This window comes from Pedococcus sp. P1_H8, assembly GCF_056405175.1.
Genome location: NZ_JBFUCP010000002.1, coordinates 175,087 through 191,120 on the forward strand (window position 1 = coordinate 175,087; position 16,034 = coordinate 191,120).

General features: G+C 69.9%; 14 protein-coding genes. 11 read left to right on the forward strand and 3 right to left on the reverse strand.

All coding sequences use genetic code 11. The annotated features are described in order from the left end of the window. From ruvB to AC1DYG_RS02895, 6 genes are all read left to right on the forward strand, one after another. Positions 1–1,104 carry a Holliday junction branch migration DNA helicase RuvB gene (ruvB, locus tag AC1DYG_RS02870; protein ID WP_477638393.1) on the forward strand — a complete coding sequence of 368 codons (1,104 nt, stop codon included), beginning with the start codon at positions 1–3 and terminating at the stop codon, positions 1,102–1,104. Between the two features lie 234 nt (positions 1,105–1,338). Further along, entirely contained in the window at positions 1,339–1,638 is a 300-nt protein-coding gene (gene yajC / locus AC1DYG_RS02875; protein ID WP_477638394.1) for a preprotein translocase subunit YajC, read from the forward strand. 12 nt (positions 1,639–1,650) lie between these two features. Next, entirely contained in the window at positions 1,651–3,432 is a 1,782-nt protein-coding gene (secD, locus tag AC1DYG_RS02880; RefSeq protein ID WP_477638395.1) for a protein translocase subunit SecD, read from the forward strand. After that, the gene (secF, locus tag AC1DYG_RS02885; RefSeq protein ID WP_477638396.1) at positions 3,429–4,604 is read left to right on the forward strand and encodes a protein translocase subunit SecF; all 1,176 of its coding nucleotides are present in this window, start codon (positions 3,429–3,431) and stop codon (positions 4,602–4,604) included. The genes secD and secF overlap by 4 nt, the downstream gene beginning before the upstream one ends. Before the next feature lie 31 nt (positions 4,605–4,635). After that, the gene (locus AC1DYG_RS02890; RefSeq protein ID WP_477638397.1) at positions 4,636–5,163 is read left to right on the forward strand and encodes an adenine phosphoribosyltransferase; all 528 of its coding nucleotides are present in this window, start codon (positions 4,636–4,638) and stop codon (positions 5,161–5,163) included. A 9-nt stretch (positions 5,164–5,172) separates the two neighbouring features. Next, complete coding sequence (locus AC1DYG_RS02895) at positions 5,173–7,482, forward strand: RelA/SpoT family protein (protein ID WP_477638398.1); 2,310 nt, start codon at positions 5,173–5,175, stop codon at positions 7,480–7,482. A 36-nt stretch (positions 7,483–7,518) separates the two neighbouring features. Here the strand turns inward: AC1DYG_RS02895 and AC1DYG_RS02900 are convergent, their stop codons facing one another. Together AC1DYG_RS02900 and AC1DYG_RS02905 are read right to left on the reverse strand one after the other, a co-directional pair. Further along, a complete protein-coding gene (locus AC1DYG_RS02900; RefSeq protein WP_477638399.1) occupies positions 7,519–9,258 on the reverse strand; it encodes a DUF349 domain-containing protein in 1,740 nt (579 codons plus the stop codon). Between the two features lie 3 nt (positions 9,259–9,261). Beyond that, entirely contained in the window at positions 9,262–10,071 is an 810-nt protein-coding gene (locus AC1DYG_RS02905) for a peptidylprolyl isomerase (protein ID WP_477638400.1), read from the reverse strand. Between the two features lie 45 nt (positions 10,072–10,116). Here AC1DYG_RS02905 and AC1DYG_RS02910 point away from each other — a divergent pair, with 45 nt between their 5' ends. The 3 genes from AC1DYG_RS02910 to AC1DYG_RS02920 are packed head-to-tail and all read left to right on the forward strand — an operon-like array spanning position 10,117 to position 13,439. Then, a complete protein-coding gene (locus AC1DYG_RS02910; protein WP_477638401.1) occupies positions 10,117–10,818 on the forward strand; it encodes an MBL fold metallo-hydrolase in 702 nt (233 codons plus the stop codon). Next, on the forward strand, positions 10,815–12,185 hold the full coding sequence (gene hisS, locus AC1DYG_RS02915; protein WP_477638402.1) for a histidine--tRNA ligase: 1,371 nt from the start codon (positions 10,815–10,817) through the stop codon (positions 12,183–12,185). Before AC1DYG_RS02910 ends, hisS begins: the two co-directional genes overlap by 4 nt. A gap of 6 nt (positions 12,186–12,191) precedes the next feature. Beyond that, positions 12,192–13,439: a 4-alpha-glucanotransferase gene (locus AC1DYG_RS02920; protein WP_477638403.1), complete on the forward strand. Its 1,248-nt coding sequence runs from the start codon at positions 12,192–12,194 to the stop codon at positions 13,437–13,439. Here the strand turns inward: AC1DYG_RS02920 and AC1DYG_RS02925 are convergent. Beyond that, complete coding sequence (locus tag AC1DYG_RS02925; protein WP_477638404.1) at positions 13,419–14,042, reverse strand: hypothetical protein; 624 nt, start codon at positions 14,040–14,042, stop codon at positions 13,419–13,421. The genes AC1DYG_RS02920 and AC1DYG_RS02925 overlap by 21 nt on opposite strands. Here AC1DYG_RS02925 and xerD point away from each other — a divergent pair. Together xerD and AC1DYG_RS02935 are read left to right on the forward strand one after the other, a co-directional pair. Beyond that, positions 14,041–14,991 (forward strand): site-specific tyrosine recombinase XerD, encoded by a 951-nt coding sequence (gene xerD / locus AC1DYG_RS02930; RefSeq protein WP_477638405.1) that lies wholly within the window; start codon positions 14,041–14,043, stop codon positions 14,989–14,991. The genes AC1DYG_RS02925 and xerD overlap by 2 nt on opposite strands. Positions 14,992–15,208: 217 nt before the next feature. Continuing rightward, entirely contained in the window at positions 15,209–16,024 is an 816-nt protein-coding gene (locus AC1DYG_RS02935; protein ID WP_477619055.1) for a ParA family protein, read from the forward strand. Positions 16,025–16,034: the final 10 nt, after the last annotated feature.

Genomic DNA, 16,034 nt, shown 5'->3' on the forward strand with positions numbered 1-16,034 from the left:
ATGGCTGACGGGTTCTCCTCAGAGATGTTCGAGGACTCCTCCATCGACGCCACGGCGCGCGTGGTCGACGCCGAGGGCGATGCCGACGAACGCACTGTCGAAGCAGCCCTGCGACCCCGCAGGCTCAGCGAGTTCACCGGGCAGACCCGGGTGTGCGACCAGCTGTCCCTCGTGCTGGAGGCAGCCCGGCGACGCGGGACCCCGCCCGACCACGTCCTGCTGTCCGGGCCGCCAGGACTGGGCAAGACCACCCTCGCCATGCTGATCGGCACCGAGCTCGAGCGCCCGATCCGGATCACCAGCGGCCCCGCCATCCAGCACGCAGGCGATCTCGCGGCGGTGCTCTCCTCGCTCATGGAGGGGGAGGTGCTCTTCCTCGACGAGATCCACCGCATGTCGCGTTCGGCCGAGGAGATGCTCTACCTCGCCATGGAGGACTTCCGGGTCGACGTCATCGTCGGCAAGGGCCCGGGCGCCACGGCCATCCCGCTGGAGCTCCCGGCCTTCACGGTGGTGGGCGCCACCACCCGGGCGGGGCTCCTGCCCGCGCCGCTGCGCGACCGGTTCGGCTTCACCGGACACCTCGACTTCTATGCCCCCGAGGAACTGGTCACGATCCTCGAGCGGTCGGCGCGACTGCTCGAGGTGTCGGCCGACACCGACGGCATCACCGAGATCGCCCGGCGGTCCCGTGGCACACCGCGCGTCGCCAACCGGCTCCTGCGACGGGTTCGCGACTGGGCCCAGGTGCACGGACGCCACGTCGTCGACGAGGAGGCGGCACACGCCGCGTTGGCGCTCTTCGACGTCGACGACCGCGGCCTCGACCGCCTCGACCGCGCCGTCCTCGACTCCCTCTGCAGGCGGTTCGGAGGGGGACCCGTGGGTCTGTCGACCCTGGCCGTCGCCGTGGGGGAGGAGGCCGACACGGTCGAGACCGTCGCCGAGCCGTTCCTCGTCCGTGAGGGCTTCATCACCCGCACGCCCCGTGGCCGCGCCGCGACCGCCATGGCGTGGGAGCACCTGGGCCTGACGCCTCCCCACGGCCACCAACCCCAGCCCAGTCTGCCCCTCGACACCGGTGAGGGTCGCTTCGGCGGGTGACCCGCTCGTGCGGCGTGCCCACGGCATACCCGCGAGGTGCTCGCCGTGCGCGAGGCTCGGCTGGCGAGGGGAGAGCAAAGGTCACAATTGGAACGCAGCCACGGTGGGGCACGTTGGTCGGTATGCCGTGCGTCACCTACACTCGGGCGGTCCCCCGGCTGGAGCCGGGGACTTGCGCGTGCCCGACTGCGTGGCGCCGCACCCAGACTGCCCCAACCGTGAAGGGACTGCTCCATGTCGAATGGCGGCTCGCCGATAGCCAGCCTGCTGATCTTCGCGCTGCCGGTGCTGCTCATCATCTTCATGGTGTTCAGCCAGCGTCGGCGCCAGCGCGAGGTGCAGTCACTGCAGGCAGCCCTGGCTGTCGGCGACGAGGTCTGCACGACCTCCGGGCTGTACGGCACGATCATGTCCCTCGACGACAGCACCGCCACCCTGGAGATCAGCCCCGGGGTCACCGTCCGCTTCGACCGGCGCGCCATCGGCACCAAGACGGTGTCCAGCGGGCCGGCCGCACCCAGCACCACCGAGTAGAGGTCCCCGCACGTGGCAATCAATCCACACAATCGCAAGCCGCTGAAGGTCCTGTCGGCGCTGGCGGCTCTCAGCCTCGGCCTCTACGGCCTGCTCTTTGCCGTGACCACCTGGGGTGACGCCCAGTGGCAGCCCAAGCTCGGTCTCGACCTCGACGGGGGCACCCAGCTGGTGCTCAAGCCCGTCCTGGTCGGCAACAGCAAGGTCACCAACGAGCAGCTCACCCAGGCGCGCGACATCATCGTCCAGCGCGTCGACGCCAACGGCGTCGCGGGCGCCGAGGTCACCACGCGCAACGGCGAGGACATCGTCGTGAGCGTCCCGGGCACGAGCCTGGACAAGACGACCGAGGACGCCATCCGCAAGTCCTCGCAGATGCGCTTCCGCCCCGTGCTCGCTGCCGCGCCCGGAGTGAACCAGCCGACCCCCACGGACACGGCCACCGGCACCGCCACGCCGAGCAGCAAGGCGCCCAGCCCCTCCGCCACGGCCACCGGCTCGGCGACCTCGGCCGGCTCGGGCCTGCCCGGGGCGTTCGTCAAGGCCACCACGCCCCCCACGCCGACCGACTCGACGACGGCCGGTGCGACGGGTACCTCGACGGCCCAGCCCACGGGTTCGACGGCCGCGCCAAAGAACGGCAGCGACCTCGCCTGGGTCACCGACGACATCTCCAAGGCCTTCCGGGCGCTGGACTGCTCCGACCCCGCCGTGGTGGACAAGATCGTGGACGACCCCGCCAAGCCGCTCGTGACCTGCAGCGACGACGGCGCCGAGAAGTACATCCTCGGGCCGGTCGTGGTGAACGGCGACCAGATCAAGGACGCCGCAGCCGGTTACCGACCGCTGTCCAACGGGCAGCCGTCCAGCACGGTCGAGATCACGCTGAGCTTCAAGTCCGAGGGCACCAAGGCCTACGCCGAGGCGAGCAAGCGGATGGTCACCCTCGAGACCCCCCGCAACCAGATGGCCGCCACCCTGGACTCGCGCGTGATCGTCGCGCCGTACTTCCAGGCGGCGATCCTCGACGGACAGGCCAGCATCTCCGGCCAGTTCACGATCCAGTCGGCCCGCGACCTGGCCAACCAGCTCAAGTTCGGTGCCCTGCCGCTGTCGTTCACGCTGCAGACCCGTGACCAGATCAGCCCGACCCTCGGCAGCGAGCAGCTCCGGATGGGTCTGATCGCCGGCGTCATCGGGTTCGCGCTGGTCTTCATGTACTCCCTCGCGCAGTACCGCGCCCTCGGCCTGGTCACGGTGCTGTCGATCGTCATCGCAGCGCTGCTGACCTACGTCGCGATCGCCCTGCTCGGCTGGTCGCACAACTTCAGACTCGACATGGCGGGCGTGACAGGGCTGATCGTGGCCATTGGTGTCACCGCCGACTCCTTCATCGTCTACTTCGAACGCATCCGAGACGAGGTGCGTGAGGGCAGGCCGCTGCGTGCCGCCGTCGACACCGGGTGGCGCCGGGCTCGGCGCACCATCCTGGCCGCGGACGGCGTGAACTTCCTGGCCGCGTTCGTCCTCTACCTGCTGGCGTCCTCCAACGTGCGCGGGTTCGCCTTCACCCTCGGCCTCACGACCTTGATCGACCTGCTCATCGTCGTGCTGTTCACCCACCCGCTCGTGGCGATCCTGTCCGGCACCAAGTTCTTCGGTGGTGGCCACAAGTGGTCGGGTCTCGACCCGGAGCGGCTCGGGGCCAAGGCCCACAAGCCCAGGTATGCCGGGCGCGGACGGGTCGCGATGCCGACCACCGCCTCTGCCGTGAGCGATGGGAGCGCGCTGTGATCAACTTCGCCGCACTGGGCAACGACCTCTACACCGGCAAGCGGTCGATCGACTTCGTGGGTCGCTACAAGCGGTGGTACGCCCTGTCCGGGGTGTTCTTCCTCATCGCGATCATCGGACTGGTCTGGCACGGCCTCAACCTCAGCCTCGAGTTCCGTGGGGGCTCGGAGTTCCGGGTCTCGTCCGTGGCCAACTCCGCGGACTACGAGGCCCGGGCCAAGGACGCCGTCGGCAACATCCCGAACGCCGGCGCCGCCGAGGTGACCAAGGTCGGCACCGGCACGATCAGGGTGCAGACCGAGCAGCTCGGCGAGTCCGAGATCCGCGCGGTCCAGACGGCCCTGGCCACCGAGTTCAAGACCGACGTCAACGACGTCTCGGCGTCGTTCGTCGGTCCCTCGTGGGGTGCCTCCGTCAGCCAGCAGGCGCTCCAGGCCCTGGCCGTCTTCCTCGCGCTGGTGTCGATCGTGATGGCGATCTACTTCCGCACCTGGAAGATGGCCGTCGCCGGGCTCGTCGCGCTGCTGCACGACCTGTTCATCACCGTGGGTGTCTACGCGTTGGCCGGCTTCGAGGTCTCGCCGGCGACGATGATCGGCTTCCTCACGATCCTCGGGTACTCGCTCTACGACACCGTCGTCGTCTTTGACAAGGTGCGCGAGAACACCACCGAGGCACTCGGCAACGGCCGCCTGACCTACTCCCAGGCGGCGAACCTCGCGGTCAACCAGACCCTGGTGCGCTCGATCAACACCACGATCGTGGCCCTGCTGCCGATCGCGTCCATCCTGGTCATCGGGTTCCTCTTCCTCGGCCCCGGCACCCTGCTCGACCTGGCCCTGGCACTGTTCGTGGGCATTGCCGTCGGCGCCTACTCCTCGATCTTCATCGCCACGCCACTGCTGGTGCACCTGCGCCTGAAGGAGCCGGCCGTCATCGACCTCGAGAAGAAGGCGACCCGCTACCAGGCGCGTCATGGCGGCGCCATCTCCGCCTCCGATGCCGCTCCGGTCCCGCACGAGCCAGATGCCGAGGAGCTCGCTGCAGCCGACACTGAGCGCGAGTCCGTCTCGGCAGCGACCCGTTCCGGTGGCGTGGTGCGTGAGACGCACAAGTACGCCACCAGCGGACCGCGCAACCAGCCGAAACGCCCCCCGAAGTCTCGTCGATGAAGGCAGTCTCATCGGTGATGGCAGCTCGTCGATGAACACCCTCGCCGAGCGGGTCTCGGCACGGTTGCGGGACGTCCAGGACTTCCCCAGCCCGGGGATCCTGTTCAAGGACGTCACGCCGGTCCTTGCCGATCCTGAGGTCTTCGGTGCCGTCATCCGCGACATGGCTGACCGGCGCAGGGGCAGCATCGACCTGGTCGTCGGTATCGAGGCGCGCGGCTTCATCTTCGGTGCCGCCCTCGCCTACGAGCTGGGGGTCGGCTTCGTCCCGGTGCGCAAGGCGGGCAAGCTGCCCGGCGACACGGTCGGACTGACCTACGACCTCGAGTACGGCACTGCCACGATCGAGATCCATGCCGACGCCTTCGTGAGTGGTGAGCGGGTCCTGCTCGTCGACGACGTGCTCGCGACGGGCGGCACCGCCGAGGCGGCTTGTCGGCTGTTGGAGCAGGCCGGTGCCACGGTCGTGGCTTTCGAGACGCTGGTCGAGCTGGCCTTCCTGCCCGGCCGTGAGCGGTTGGCCGGGCGTGAGATCCACGCCACCGTGGTGGTCCCGTAGGCTTTCGGCATGACCGAGGACGTCGTCACCGGACCGGTGCCCACCGGTGCCTCCTCGGCGAACCGCGTCCGCGCCCGCCTGGCCCGTTTCGGCAGCCGCGGTGGTCCGATCAACCCGGTTCTCGAGCCCCTGCTCCAGACTGTCCGAGCCACCCACCCCAAGGCTGACCTGACGGTCATCGAGCGGGCCTACGTCGTGGCCGAGGAGGCGCACCGGGGCCAGACGCGCAAGTCCGGCGACGCCTACATCACCCATCCGCTCGCGGTGACCACCATCCTCGCCGAGCTCGGCATGACGCCAGCCACCCTCGCGGCGGCCCTGCTCCACGACACGGTGGAGGACACGGAGTACAGCCTCACGCAGCTGGAGAAGGACTTCGGGCGCGAGGTCGCGATGCTCGTCGACGGTGTCACCAAGCTCGACAAGGTGACCTATGGCGACGCGGCGCAGGCCGAGACGGTGCGCAAGATGGTCGTGGCCATGGCCCGCGACATCCGGGTGCTGGTGATCAAGCTGGCCGACCGGCTGCACAACGCCCGCACCTGGCGCTACGTCTCCGTGGAGTCCGCACAGCGCAAGGCTCGCGAGACGCTCGAGATCTACGCACCGCTGGCCCACCGGCTCGGCATGAACACCATCAAGTGGGAGCTCGAGGACCTGTCCTTCGCGACCCTCTATCCCAAGGTCTACGACGAGATCGTGCGACTGGTGGCGGAGCGGGCCCCCGCACGAGAGGAGTTCCTCTCAGGGGTCCGCGACCAGGTCAGCGAGGACCTCAAGGGCGCCAAGATCAAGGCGACGGTGACCGGTCGGCCCAAGCACTACTACTCCGTCTACCAGAAGATGATCGTGCGCGGCCGCGACTTCGAGGACATCTACGACCTCGTGGCGGTGCGGGTCCTGGTCGACTCGGTCCGTGACTGCTACGCCGCTCTCGGTGCCCTGCACGCGCGCTGGAACCCCCTGCCGGGGCGGTTCAAGGACTACATCGCGATGCCCAAGTTCAACATGTACCAGTCCTTGCACACCACCGTGATCGGGCCCGAGGGCAAGGCCGTCGAGATCCAGATCCGCACCCACACCATGCACCGCAGGGCAGAGTACGGCGTCGCCGCACACTGGAAGTACAAGGAGGACGGCACCGCCCCGGCCCAGGGCGCCAAGGACGGCGAGACCGGCCCCATCAACGACATGGCGTGGCTCCGCCAGCTGCTCGACTGGCAGAAGGAGACTGCCGACCCGGGGGAGTTCCTCGACTCGCTGCGGTTCGAGATCAACGCCCGCGAGGTCTACGTCTTCACGCCCAAGGGCGAGGTCGTGGCCCTGCCGGCCGGCGCGACTCCCGTCGACTTCGCCTACGCCGTGCACACCGAGGTCGGGCACCACTGCATCGGCGGTCGCGTCAACGGCAGGCTCGTCCCGCTGGAGTCCACCCTCGAGAACGGCGACGTCGTCGAGGTGCTCACGTCCAAGGCCGACGGCGCCGGACCGTCGCGCGACTGGCTGACCTTCGTCAAGTCGCCACGGGCCCGCAACAAGATCAAGCAGTGGTTCTCCAAGGAGCGCCGCGAAGAAGCGATCGAGACCGGCAAGGACGCGATCGCCCGCGCCATGCGCAAGGAGGGGCTGCCGCTCCAGCGACTGCTCACCGTCGAGACCCTGACCGGCCTCGCTTCCGAGCTGCGCTACCAGGACATCGACGCCCTGTATGCCGCCGTGGGCGAGGGGCACGTGTCCGCCCAGCACGTGGTGGGCCGACTGGTGGTCTCGCTGGGAGGCGAGGAGGGCGCGTCCGAGGACCTCGCGGAGGCGACGACGCCGACCCGGTCGATGCGGCGACGCACGGGCGATCCCGGCGTCGTCGTGGTCGGCACGGCGGACGTCTGGGTCAAGCTGGCCCGCTGCTGCACTCCAGTGCCTGGCGACCCGATCATGGGCTTCATCACCCGGGGCAACGGCGTGTCCGTCCACCGCACCGACTGCACCAACGCCGAATCCCTTCTGTCCCAACCCGATCGGATGATCGAGGTCGAGTGGGCGCCGTCGTCCGCGTCGGTCTTCCTCGTCCAGCTCCAGGTCGAGGCGCTCGACCGCAACCGCCTGCTGTCCGACGTGACTCGGGTGCTGTCCGACCAGCACGTGAACATCCTGTCGGCCTCGGTGCAGACCTCGCGCGATCGGGTGGCCATCAGCAAGTTCACCTTCGAGATGGGTGACCCGAGCCACCTCGAACACGTGATGAAGGCCGTCCGCAAGATCGACGGGGTGTTCGACGTCTACCGGATCACCGGCACCAAGGCCACCGCCGCCAAGGCCTAGCCCCGCGGCATACCCGCGAGACAGAACAACCGCGGTCTAGGAACCGAACTCGTCGACGTTGCCGCGAGCCTGGGCCAGCCACTGCTCCTGGGCCTCGAGCTTGGCCTGGGCGTCCTTGACCTTCTTCTCGTTTCCGGAGGCCTGCGCCTTGGCCAGGTCGTCCTTGAGCGAGGAGACCGAGGCCTCGAGCTGGTCGACCATGCTCTGGGCCCGTGCCGCGACCTCGGGGTTGGACTGCTTCCAGCGCTGGTCGTCGGCGTCGCGGACGGCCTGCTCGATCCGGCGCATCCCCTTCTCCATCCGGTCGACGTCACCGCGGGGCACCTTGCCGGCTGCGTCCCACTTGTCCTGCAGCGTGCGCAATGCAGCCTTGGCGGTCTCGAGGTCCTTGACGGGCAGGATGCCCTGACCCTCCTTGAGCAGCTCCTCCTTGACGGCGAGGTTGCCGCGGAACTCCTCGTCCTCCTTGGCCGCGATCTCGTCCTTGGCAGCGAAGAACGCGTCCTGGGCGGCCTTGAACCGCTCCCATAGCGCGTCGTCGTCGGATCGGGAGGCCCGCCCCGCCTGGCGCCAGCGGTCCATCAGTCGCTTGAAGGCGCCGGCCGTCTGGCCCCAGTCGGTGCTGGCCGAGAGGGCTTCCGCCTCCTTGACGAGCTCCTGCTTCGCGGCCTTGGCCTCGGCCTGGGTGCCTTCGAGCTGGGCGAAGTGGACGCGGCGTGCCTTGTCGAAGGAGTTGCGGGCCTGACTGAACCGCTGCCAGAGCGCGCCCTCGGTCTCGCGGTCGAGCCGCGCACCCTCGCGCTGGTGCTTCTTCCAGCCGTCGAGCAGCTCGCGCATCCGGGCGCCACTGCTCTTCCACTGGATCTTGGCTTCGGGCTGTCCCGCGATCTTCTCGGCCTCGGCCACGATGGCCTCGCGTTCAACCGTCGCCGCGGCCCGGGCTGCGCTGCGTTCGGCGGACTCGGCTGCCTTGCGCGCCCCGACCAGGGCCTCGATCTCGCCCACCTTGGCATCGAGCCCGGCGAGGTCGCCGACGACGTTGGCCTCGGCGCAGTGCTCCCGCAGCTTGGCCAGGCCTTCGGCCGCGTCCTTCGCGGACAGGTCCGTGGTGGTCAGGCGCTGGTGCAGCAGGTCTGCGGAGGCGTAGAGCTCGTCGTACTTGCGGGCGAAGTAGTGCAGGGCCTCGTCGGGGGTGGCTCCCGGATAGGCACCAACCTCCCGCTCGCCGTCTGCGGTCCGGACGAACACCGTGCCGTCCTCGGCCGCGCGACCGAAGGTCTCGGAGGGCGGTCCGGGCGGCGCCGCGACGGTCAGTGCGGCGGGCTGGGCGTGGGCCACCTTGCGGACCGCTGCGGGAGTGGGCACCGGGCCCGGCTTCGGAGCCGGTCGGGGGACCGGCTTGGGTGCGGGTGCGGCTTCGGGCGCCGCTTGCGGCTCGGACGCAGCCTCGGCTTCGGACGCAGCCTCGGCTTCGGGCTCTGACCCTGCCTCGGGCTCGGGCGCTGCCTCGGGCTCGGGCGCTGCCTCGGGTTCGGGTGCAGCCTCGGGCTCAGGTGCAGCTTCCGGCTCGGGCGCCTTCGCCTCGGCTGCTGCGACGGGCTCGTGTGCAGGCTCGGGCTCGGGCTCGGGCGCCTTCGGCTCGGGCTCTGCTTCAGTCGGCGTCGCTGCCTGTGGCTCGGCTGCGGCGACGGTTTCGGGCTCGGGAGTGGGTGCGTCGGCGATGGTGCTGGGCTCGGAGTCGGGCTCGGTTTCGGCCGGGGGCATCTGCTCGGTCACGGGTCAGGCCTTCTTCTCTGTCACAGCAACCTTGAGGATGCTGATGGGTGCAGCCGGGGCGCCATCTGTGGCGCCTCCGTTCACACCTGCTGCGGCGATCTTGTCGACAATATCGATTCCACCGGTCACCGTGCCGAAGATGGAGTAGCCCGCGGGCACACTGCTCAGGTCGGTGTCCTTGTACACGATGAAGAACTGGTCGGCGTTGGAGTTCGGGTCGGTCGTGCGTGCCATGGCCAGGCTGCCCCGCGGGTACTTGCCGTCCTTGGGGGCGTTCTCGATGCCGTAGCTGTAACCGGGGCCGCTGCCGGCGCCGCCCAGCGGGTCACCGCACTGGAGCACGAACAGCGGGTCCTGCGTGGTGATGCGGTGGCACGGTGAGTCGGCGAAGTAGCCGGCCTTGGCCAACCCGACGAAGGACGCCACGGTCTGGGGCGCCTTGGCACCATCGAGCTGCAGCGTGATGTCGCCGCAGTTGGTCGTCACGACGGCGGTGAAGGTCTTGCCGGCCGCGGTCGCCTTGTCGGGCTTCGCGACCTTCTTGGCCGAGCTCGGGGGAGTGGGTGGCGCGGTGCAGCCTGCGACGGTCGGCGTGGTGGCGGTGGTCGTGGCTGCCGGAGGAGTGGCGGTGGGAGTCGGGTCGTCCTTGAGCTGGGCAGCCAGGAACACGAAGCCGGCAACCACGGCCAGCACGGCGAGCACGACCACCACGACCTGGCTGTTGCGGGCTGCCTCACGTTCCTTCTGGGCCTGCTTGGCCTCGAGCTTCACGGCACGGCGGCGCGCAGCGGCGCGTTCCTGTTCCCTCGTCACGCGCGCCAGTCTAGGCAGCACGGCGCTGTGGCTAGGCTGCGGGCCGTGCTCACCGTTGCATTTCCTGCCGCTGCGTTCGACACCAACTGCTATGTCCTGGCCCCTGCGGCCGGCGAGGAGTGCGTCATCGTCGACCCCGGCATCGGGGTGGAGGAGACCCTGCGTGAGGTGCTCACCCAGCACCGGTTGCGCCCAGCCGCGGTGCTGCTCACCCACGGCCACATCGACCACGTGTACTCGGTGACGCCGGTCTGCGGAGCCGACACCGCGGCATACATCCACGCGGACGACCGCTATCGGCTCGTGGACCTGCTCGGGAACGTCAACCCGGGTCTGCTCGGCATGCTCGAGCAGCAGTTCGGCACCAAGGCGACGTGGAGCGAGCCCAGCACCGTCGTCGAGATCGGTGACCGGGCCACGCTCGAGCTGGCCGGGCTGGGCTTCGAGGTGCTGCACGCGCCCGGCCACACGGAAGGGTCGGTCATGTTTGCGGTGGATGCGGTCCCAGACGGGATCGCCAACCAGGTGGACGTCGATCGCACGCTCGTCAGCGGCGATGTGCTCTTCGCCGGGTCGATCGGTCGCACCGACCTGCCCGGCGGTGACCCGGCGGCGATGAACCGCTCGCTGCGCGACGTCGTCCTGCCCCTCCCTGACACCACCCTCGTGCTCCCGGGGCACTACCAGGCCACGACGATGGACCGCGAACGGGCGACCAACCCCTATTTGCAAGGATTGGCCCCGTGAAGATCACCCCGATCAGCGGCTTTCCCGAGTACCTCCCGGCCCAGCGGATCATCGAGCAGCACTTCCTCGACGTCATCCGCGAGACCTTCGAGCTGCACGGGTTCCCCTCGATCGAGACCCGCGCCGTGGAGCCCGTCGACCGGCTGCTCGGCAAGGGCGGCGACGCCGACAAGGAGATCTACGCCGTCACCCGGCTCGCCGACACGTCCGAGGGGCGCGCCGAGACGGATGCCGAGCTGGGGCTGCACTTCGACCTCACCGTGCCGTTCGCGCGCTACGTGCTGGAGAACGCCGGGCACCTCGCCTTCCCGTTCCGCCGTCACCAGATCCAGAAGGTGTGGCGCGGCGAACGACCCCAGGAGGGCCGCTACCGCGAGTTCACCCAGGCCGACATCGACGTGGTGGACGTGGGCGAGCTCGCGCCGCACTTCGAGGTCGAGATGCCCCTGGTGATCGCCGAGGTCTTCCGCAAGCTGCCAGTCGGCCAGATGGTCATCCAGGTCAACAACCGCAAGATCCCCGAGGGTTTCTACCTCGGGATGGGGATTGGTGCGGACGACGTCACCGAGATCCAGCACACCCTGCGCATCGTCGACAAGCTCGACAAGATCGGTCCGGCCAAGGTCAAGGACCTCCTCGTCGAGGCCGGACGGACCCCCGAACAGGCGGACCAGTGCCTGGCCCTGGCCGCGATCCGCACCGAGGACCTGTCCTTCGTCGGGCAGGTGCGGGCGCTCGGAGTGGAGCACCCCACGCTCGACGAGGGACTGGACGCTCTGGCAGCCGTGATCCAGGCCGGGCTCGACAACGCCCCGGGAGCACTGGTGGCCGAGCTCAAGATCGCACGCGGCCTGGACTACTACACCGGCACCGTCTACGAGACCCAGCTGGTCGGCTACGAGTCCTGGGGCTCCTTCTGCTCCGGCGGGCGCTACGACTCACTGGCCTCGGACGGCAAGACGACCTACCCGGGCGTGGGCATCTCGATCGGCGTCTCCCGCCTGCTGGGGCTGCTCATCGGCAAGGGGTTGCTCCGGTCCAGCCGGTCGACTCCAGCCTGCGTCCTCATCGCGGTCAACGACGAGGCGAGCCGCGCGGGCTCCACCCAGGTGGCGACGCAGCTGCGCGCACGCGGCATTCCGTGCGAAGTGGCGCCGAAGCCCGCCAAGTTCGGCAAGCAGATCCGCTATGCCGAGCGGCGGGGGATCCCGTACGTCTGGTTCCCCGGCGCAGCGGGCGACGAGGGCAGCGCGGGAGGCGACCAGGTCAAGGACATCCGGTCGGGCGACCAGGTCGACGCCGACGCCGCGTCGTGGGAGCCTCCGACCCAGGACCTGCGCCCGCAGATCATCCGCGCGGAGAGCTGAGCACCCATGGACGCCACCCGACCGCTGACCGACACCCGCGCCAGCGGCGTGCAGCTGCACATCACCTCACTGCCCGGTGGCCGTCTCGGCCAGCCGGCCCGCGACTTCGTGGACTGGCTCGTCGAGGCCGGCCAGTCGGTGTGGCAGGTGCTGCCGGTGTCGATCCCCGACAAGCACCGATCGCCCTACAAGTCCCCCTCGGCCTTCGCCGCGTCACCGGCGCTGCTGGAGGACCCGGACGCACCGGTGAGCCAGCAGGAGATCGAGGACTTCGCCGCCCGGGAGGCCTACTGGGTGGATTCCTGGACGTCGTTCGGTGGAGACCTCGCCGACCAGGTGCGCTTCGACCGCGAGTGGTCGGCGCTGCGCGAGTACGCCCACGACCGCGGGATCAGGATCCTCGGCGACGTCCCCATCTACGTCGCCCCCGACGCGGCGGACGAGCGCGCGTGGCCGCAGTTCTTCCGCTCGGACGCCGTGGCCGGCTGCCCCCCGGATGCGTATGCCGCGACCGGCCAGCTGTGGGGCAATCCGCTCTACCGCTGGGACGTGCTGCGTGACGACGGCTATGGGTGGTGGATCGAGCGGCTGCGACGGACGTTCGCGTTGTTCGACCTCGTCCGCGTCGACCACTTCCGCGGGTTCGCTGCCTACTGGGCGATCCCGGCGGGCGCCGAGACCGCGCTGGGTGGGCAGTGGGAGCAGGGGCCGGGACGAGAGGTGTTCGACGCGGCGCTCGGCGCCCTCGGCCCCCTGCCCGTCCTCGCCGAGGACCTCGGGGACATCGACCAGCCCGTGATCGACCTGCGCAAGGCGCTCGGGTTCCCGGGGATGGCGGTCCTGCAGTTCGCCTTCGAGCCGGCCTACGAGTACAACGCCCACGACCCCCAGAACCACGAGCCCAACCAGGTCGTCTACACCGGCACGCACGACAACGACACGGTCTGCGGCTGGTGGTGGGACCTGCCCGACCACCGTCGGCAGCTGGCCCGAGACGCCTGTCGTCAGGCCGGGGTCGGCGTCGACGTCGACGCCGAGCCGTCATGGGGGTTCATCGAGCTCGCCCTGCGAGGACCATGCGGGTTGTCGATGATGCAGGCCCAGGACGTGCTCGCCCTCGGCTCGCAGGCGCGGATGAATGCGCCCGGCATCGAGGGCGGCTGGTCGTGGCAGATGGCGCCCGGCGCGCTCACGTCGGACCATGCTGCCCGGTTGCGCGCCCTGACCGAGTCCTCAGGCCGCGCTGCTCGCTGAGGCGGGAGGACGCAGGCCGGTGTCCCGCAGCTCGAGCAGGGCCAGCGACCGGATCGTGGCCTCGTCGCCACGCCGCCAGGCACCGGTGGGGTCCGACGAGATCGCGGCGAGCTTGCGCATCGGCTGACCTGCCATGGCACGCAGGGCGAACAGGTCGAGGTCGGCCGCGTTGTCGATGAACCGTTGCGCGGCGCTCGCCCGGCGAACGAAGCGCCCGCGCAGCACCAGCCACACCAGCCCGACGATGAGGATCGGGACGAGGGCGGTGACCCAGCCCAGGATGTTGGCGAGCTTCGTGACGGCGTCGACGAGGTCGGTACCTGCCTGCTCGATCGTCGTGCCCGCGCCGCTGACCTGCCGGAACGGCGCCGCGATCTTGTCGCCCACCAGCGGCAGATCGCGCACGGAGTCTCCGGCGCTGGTCATCTGGTCACGGAACCCCGAACCCGCCGTCTGCAGCTGCCGACCGGGCGCAGCGAGCTCCAGGGTCGTGTCGTGCACGAGCCGTCCCACCCACCCCCACAGGCACACCCAGGCGAGGATCCCGAGGTCGGCGAGGATCTGGACGGTGCGGCGGCCCGGCAGGTCTGCATAGAGCTTCATGCCGCCTAGACTCCCATCCGTGCCACCCTCGAGCGCGGTCGAGCGCGCCGTCCGCGGCTGGCTCAACCACCTGGACGTCGAGCGCGGCGTCGCCGCCAACACCCTCACGTCCTATCGGCGCGACCTGGCCCGCTACGCGGCATACCTTGCTGCACTGGGGGTGAACGACCCCGGCGCCATCACCGAGGCGCACGTCGCCGAGTTCCTCGCCACGCTGCGCGAGGGGACCGCCGACCACCCCCCGCTCGCAGCCTCCTCAGCCGCGCGGACGCTGGTCGCGGTGCGTGGCTTCCACCGGTTCCTCGTCCTCGAGGGCGACCTGCCCACGGACCCGGCTTCGGCGGTCAGCCCGCCCCAGCCTCCCGCGCGCCTGCCCAAGGCAATCAGCATCGAGGACGTCGAACGCCTGCTCGAGGCCGCCAGCGTGGGGGACACGCCCGGGGCGCTGCGCGACCGGGCCCTGCTCGAGGTCCTCTACGGCACCGGCGCCCGCATCTCCGAGGCCGTCGGCCTCGATGTCGACGACATCGACACGCAGGAGGGCGTGGTGCGGCTGTTCGGGAAGGGCAGCAAGGAGCGCATCGTCCCCCTCGGTTCGTATGCCGCGCAGGCACTCGGCGCGTACCTCGTCCGGGGGCGCCCCACCTTCGCGGTCAAGGGGAAGGGGACGCCTGGGGTGTTCCTCAACCAGCGGGGCAGCAGGCTCTCCCGCCAGTCGGCCTGGGCCGTGCTGCGCGCCGCGGCCGAACGCGCCGACCTCGGCGGACACCTGTCGCCGCACACCCTGCGGCACTCGTTCGCGACCCACCTGCTCGACGGCGGTGCGGACGTCCGGGTGGTCCAGGAGCTGCTGGGGCATGCTTCGGTGACCACGACCCAGATCTACACGCTGGTGACAGTGCAGCGTCTGCGTGAGGTGTATGCCCAGAGTCACCCCCGTGCCCGCTGATAGGGTCGTGCCGATCAGCGCGAGGCTGACCGACGAACGCCAACTCACCGGGAGTGAAACGCCTGTGGAATCTGAGGTGACCACGCAGGAGCAGTCGCCGCCCACCTATTCGGGCGCCACCTCCGAGTCGGCCCCCAACGGTGCTGAACGCGACCACGTCCACCTGCCCGGCACCGAGTCCGCAGGCGCCGGACAGCTCGGTCCGACAGGGCGGCCGATGCCGGTCTTCCCTGACCCGCAGCCGCTTGCCGCCCACGGCCCGGCCCGCATCATCGCCATGTGCAACCAGAAGGGTGGCGTCGGCAAGACCACGACGACCATCAACCTCGGTGCGGCACTGGCGGAGGTCGGCCGACGCGTCCTGCTCGTCGACTTCGACCCGCAGGGTGCCCTGTCGGTGGGGCTCGGCGTCCGCGCCAACGAGCTCGACGTGACCATCTACAACCTGCTCGTCGAACGTGGCCACGACGTCCGCGACGTCATCCAGCCCACGGCGACCGAGAACCTCGACGTCATCCCGGCCAACATCGACCTGTCCGCCGCCGAGGTGCAGCTCGTCGGTGAGGTCGCCCGCGAGCAGATCCTGGCGCGGGTGCTCCGGCCGGTCATGGACGACTACGACGTCATCATGATCGACTGCCAGCCCTCGCTCGGGCTGCTCACGGTCAACGCGCTCACGGCGGCGCACGGTGTGGTGATCCCGCTCGAGTGCGAGTTCTTCGCCATGCGCGGTGTCGCCCTGCTCGTCGAGACGATCGACAAGATCACCGACCGCCTCAACCCGCGCCTGCAGGTCGACGGCATCCTGGCGACGATGTATGACTCGCGCACCCTGCACAGCAAGGAGGTCGTGCGCAGCGTCGTCGACCACTTCGGCGACCAGGTCTTCCACACGGTGATCAGCCGCACGGTGAAGTTCCCGGACGCCACGCTCGCTGCCGAGCCGATCACGACCTACGCCTCGACGCATGCCTCCGCCGCGTCCTACCGGCAACTCGCCCGAGAGCTGATCGCCCGTGGTGGGGCGGCCTGACGAGGTGAGC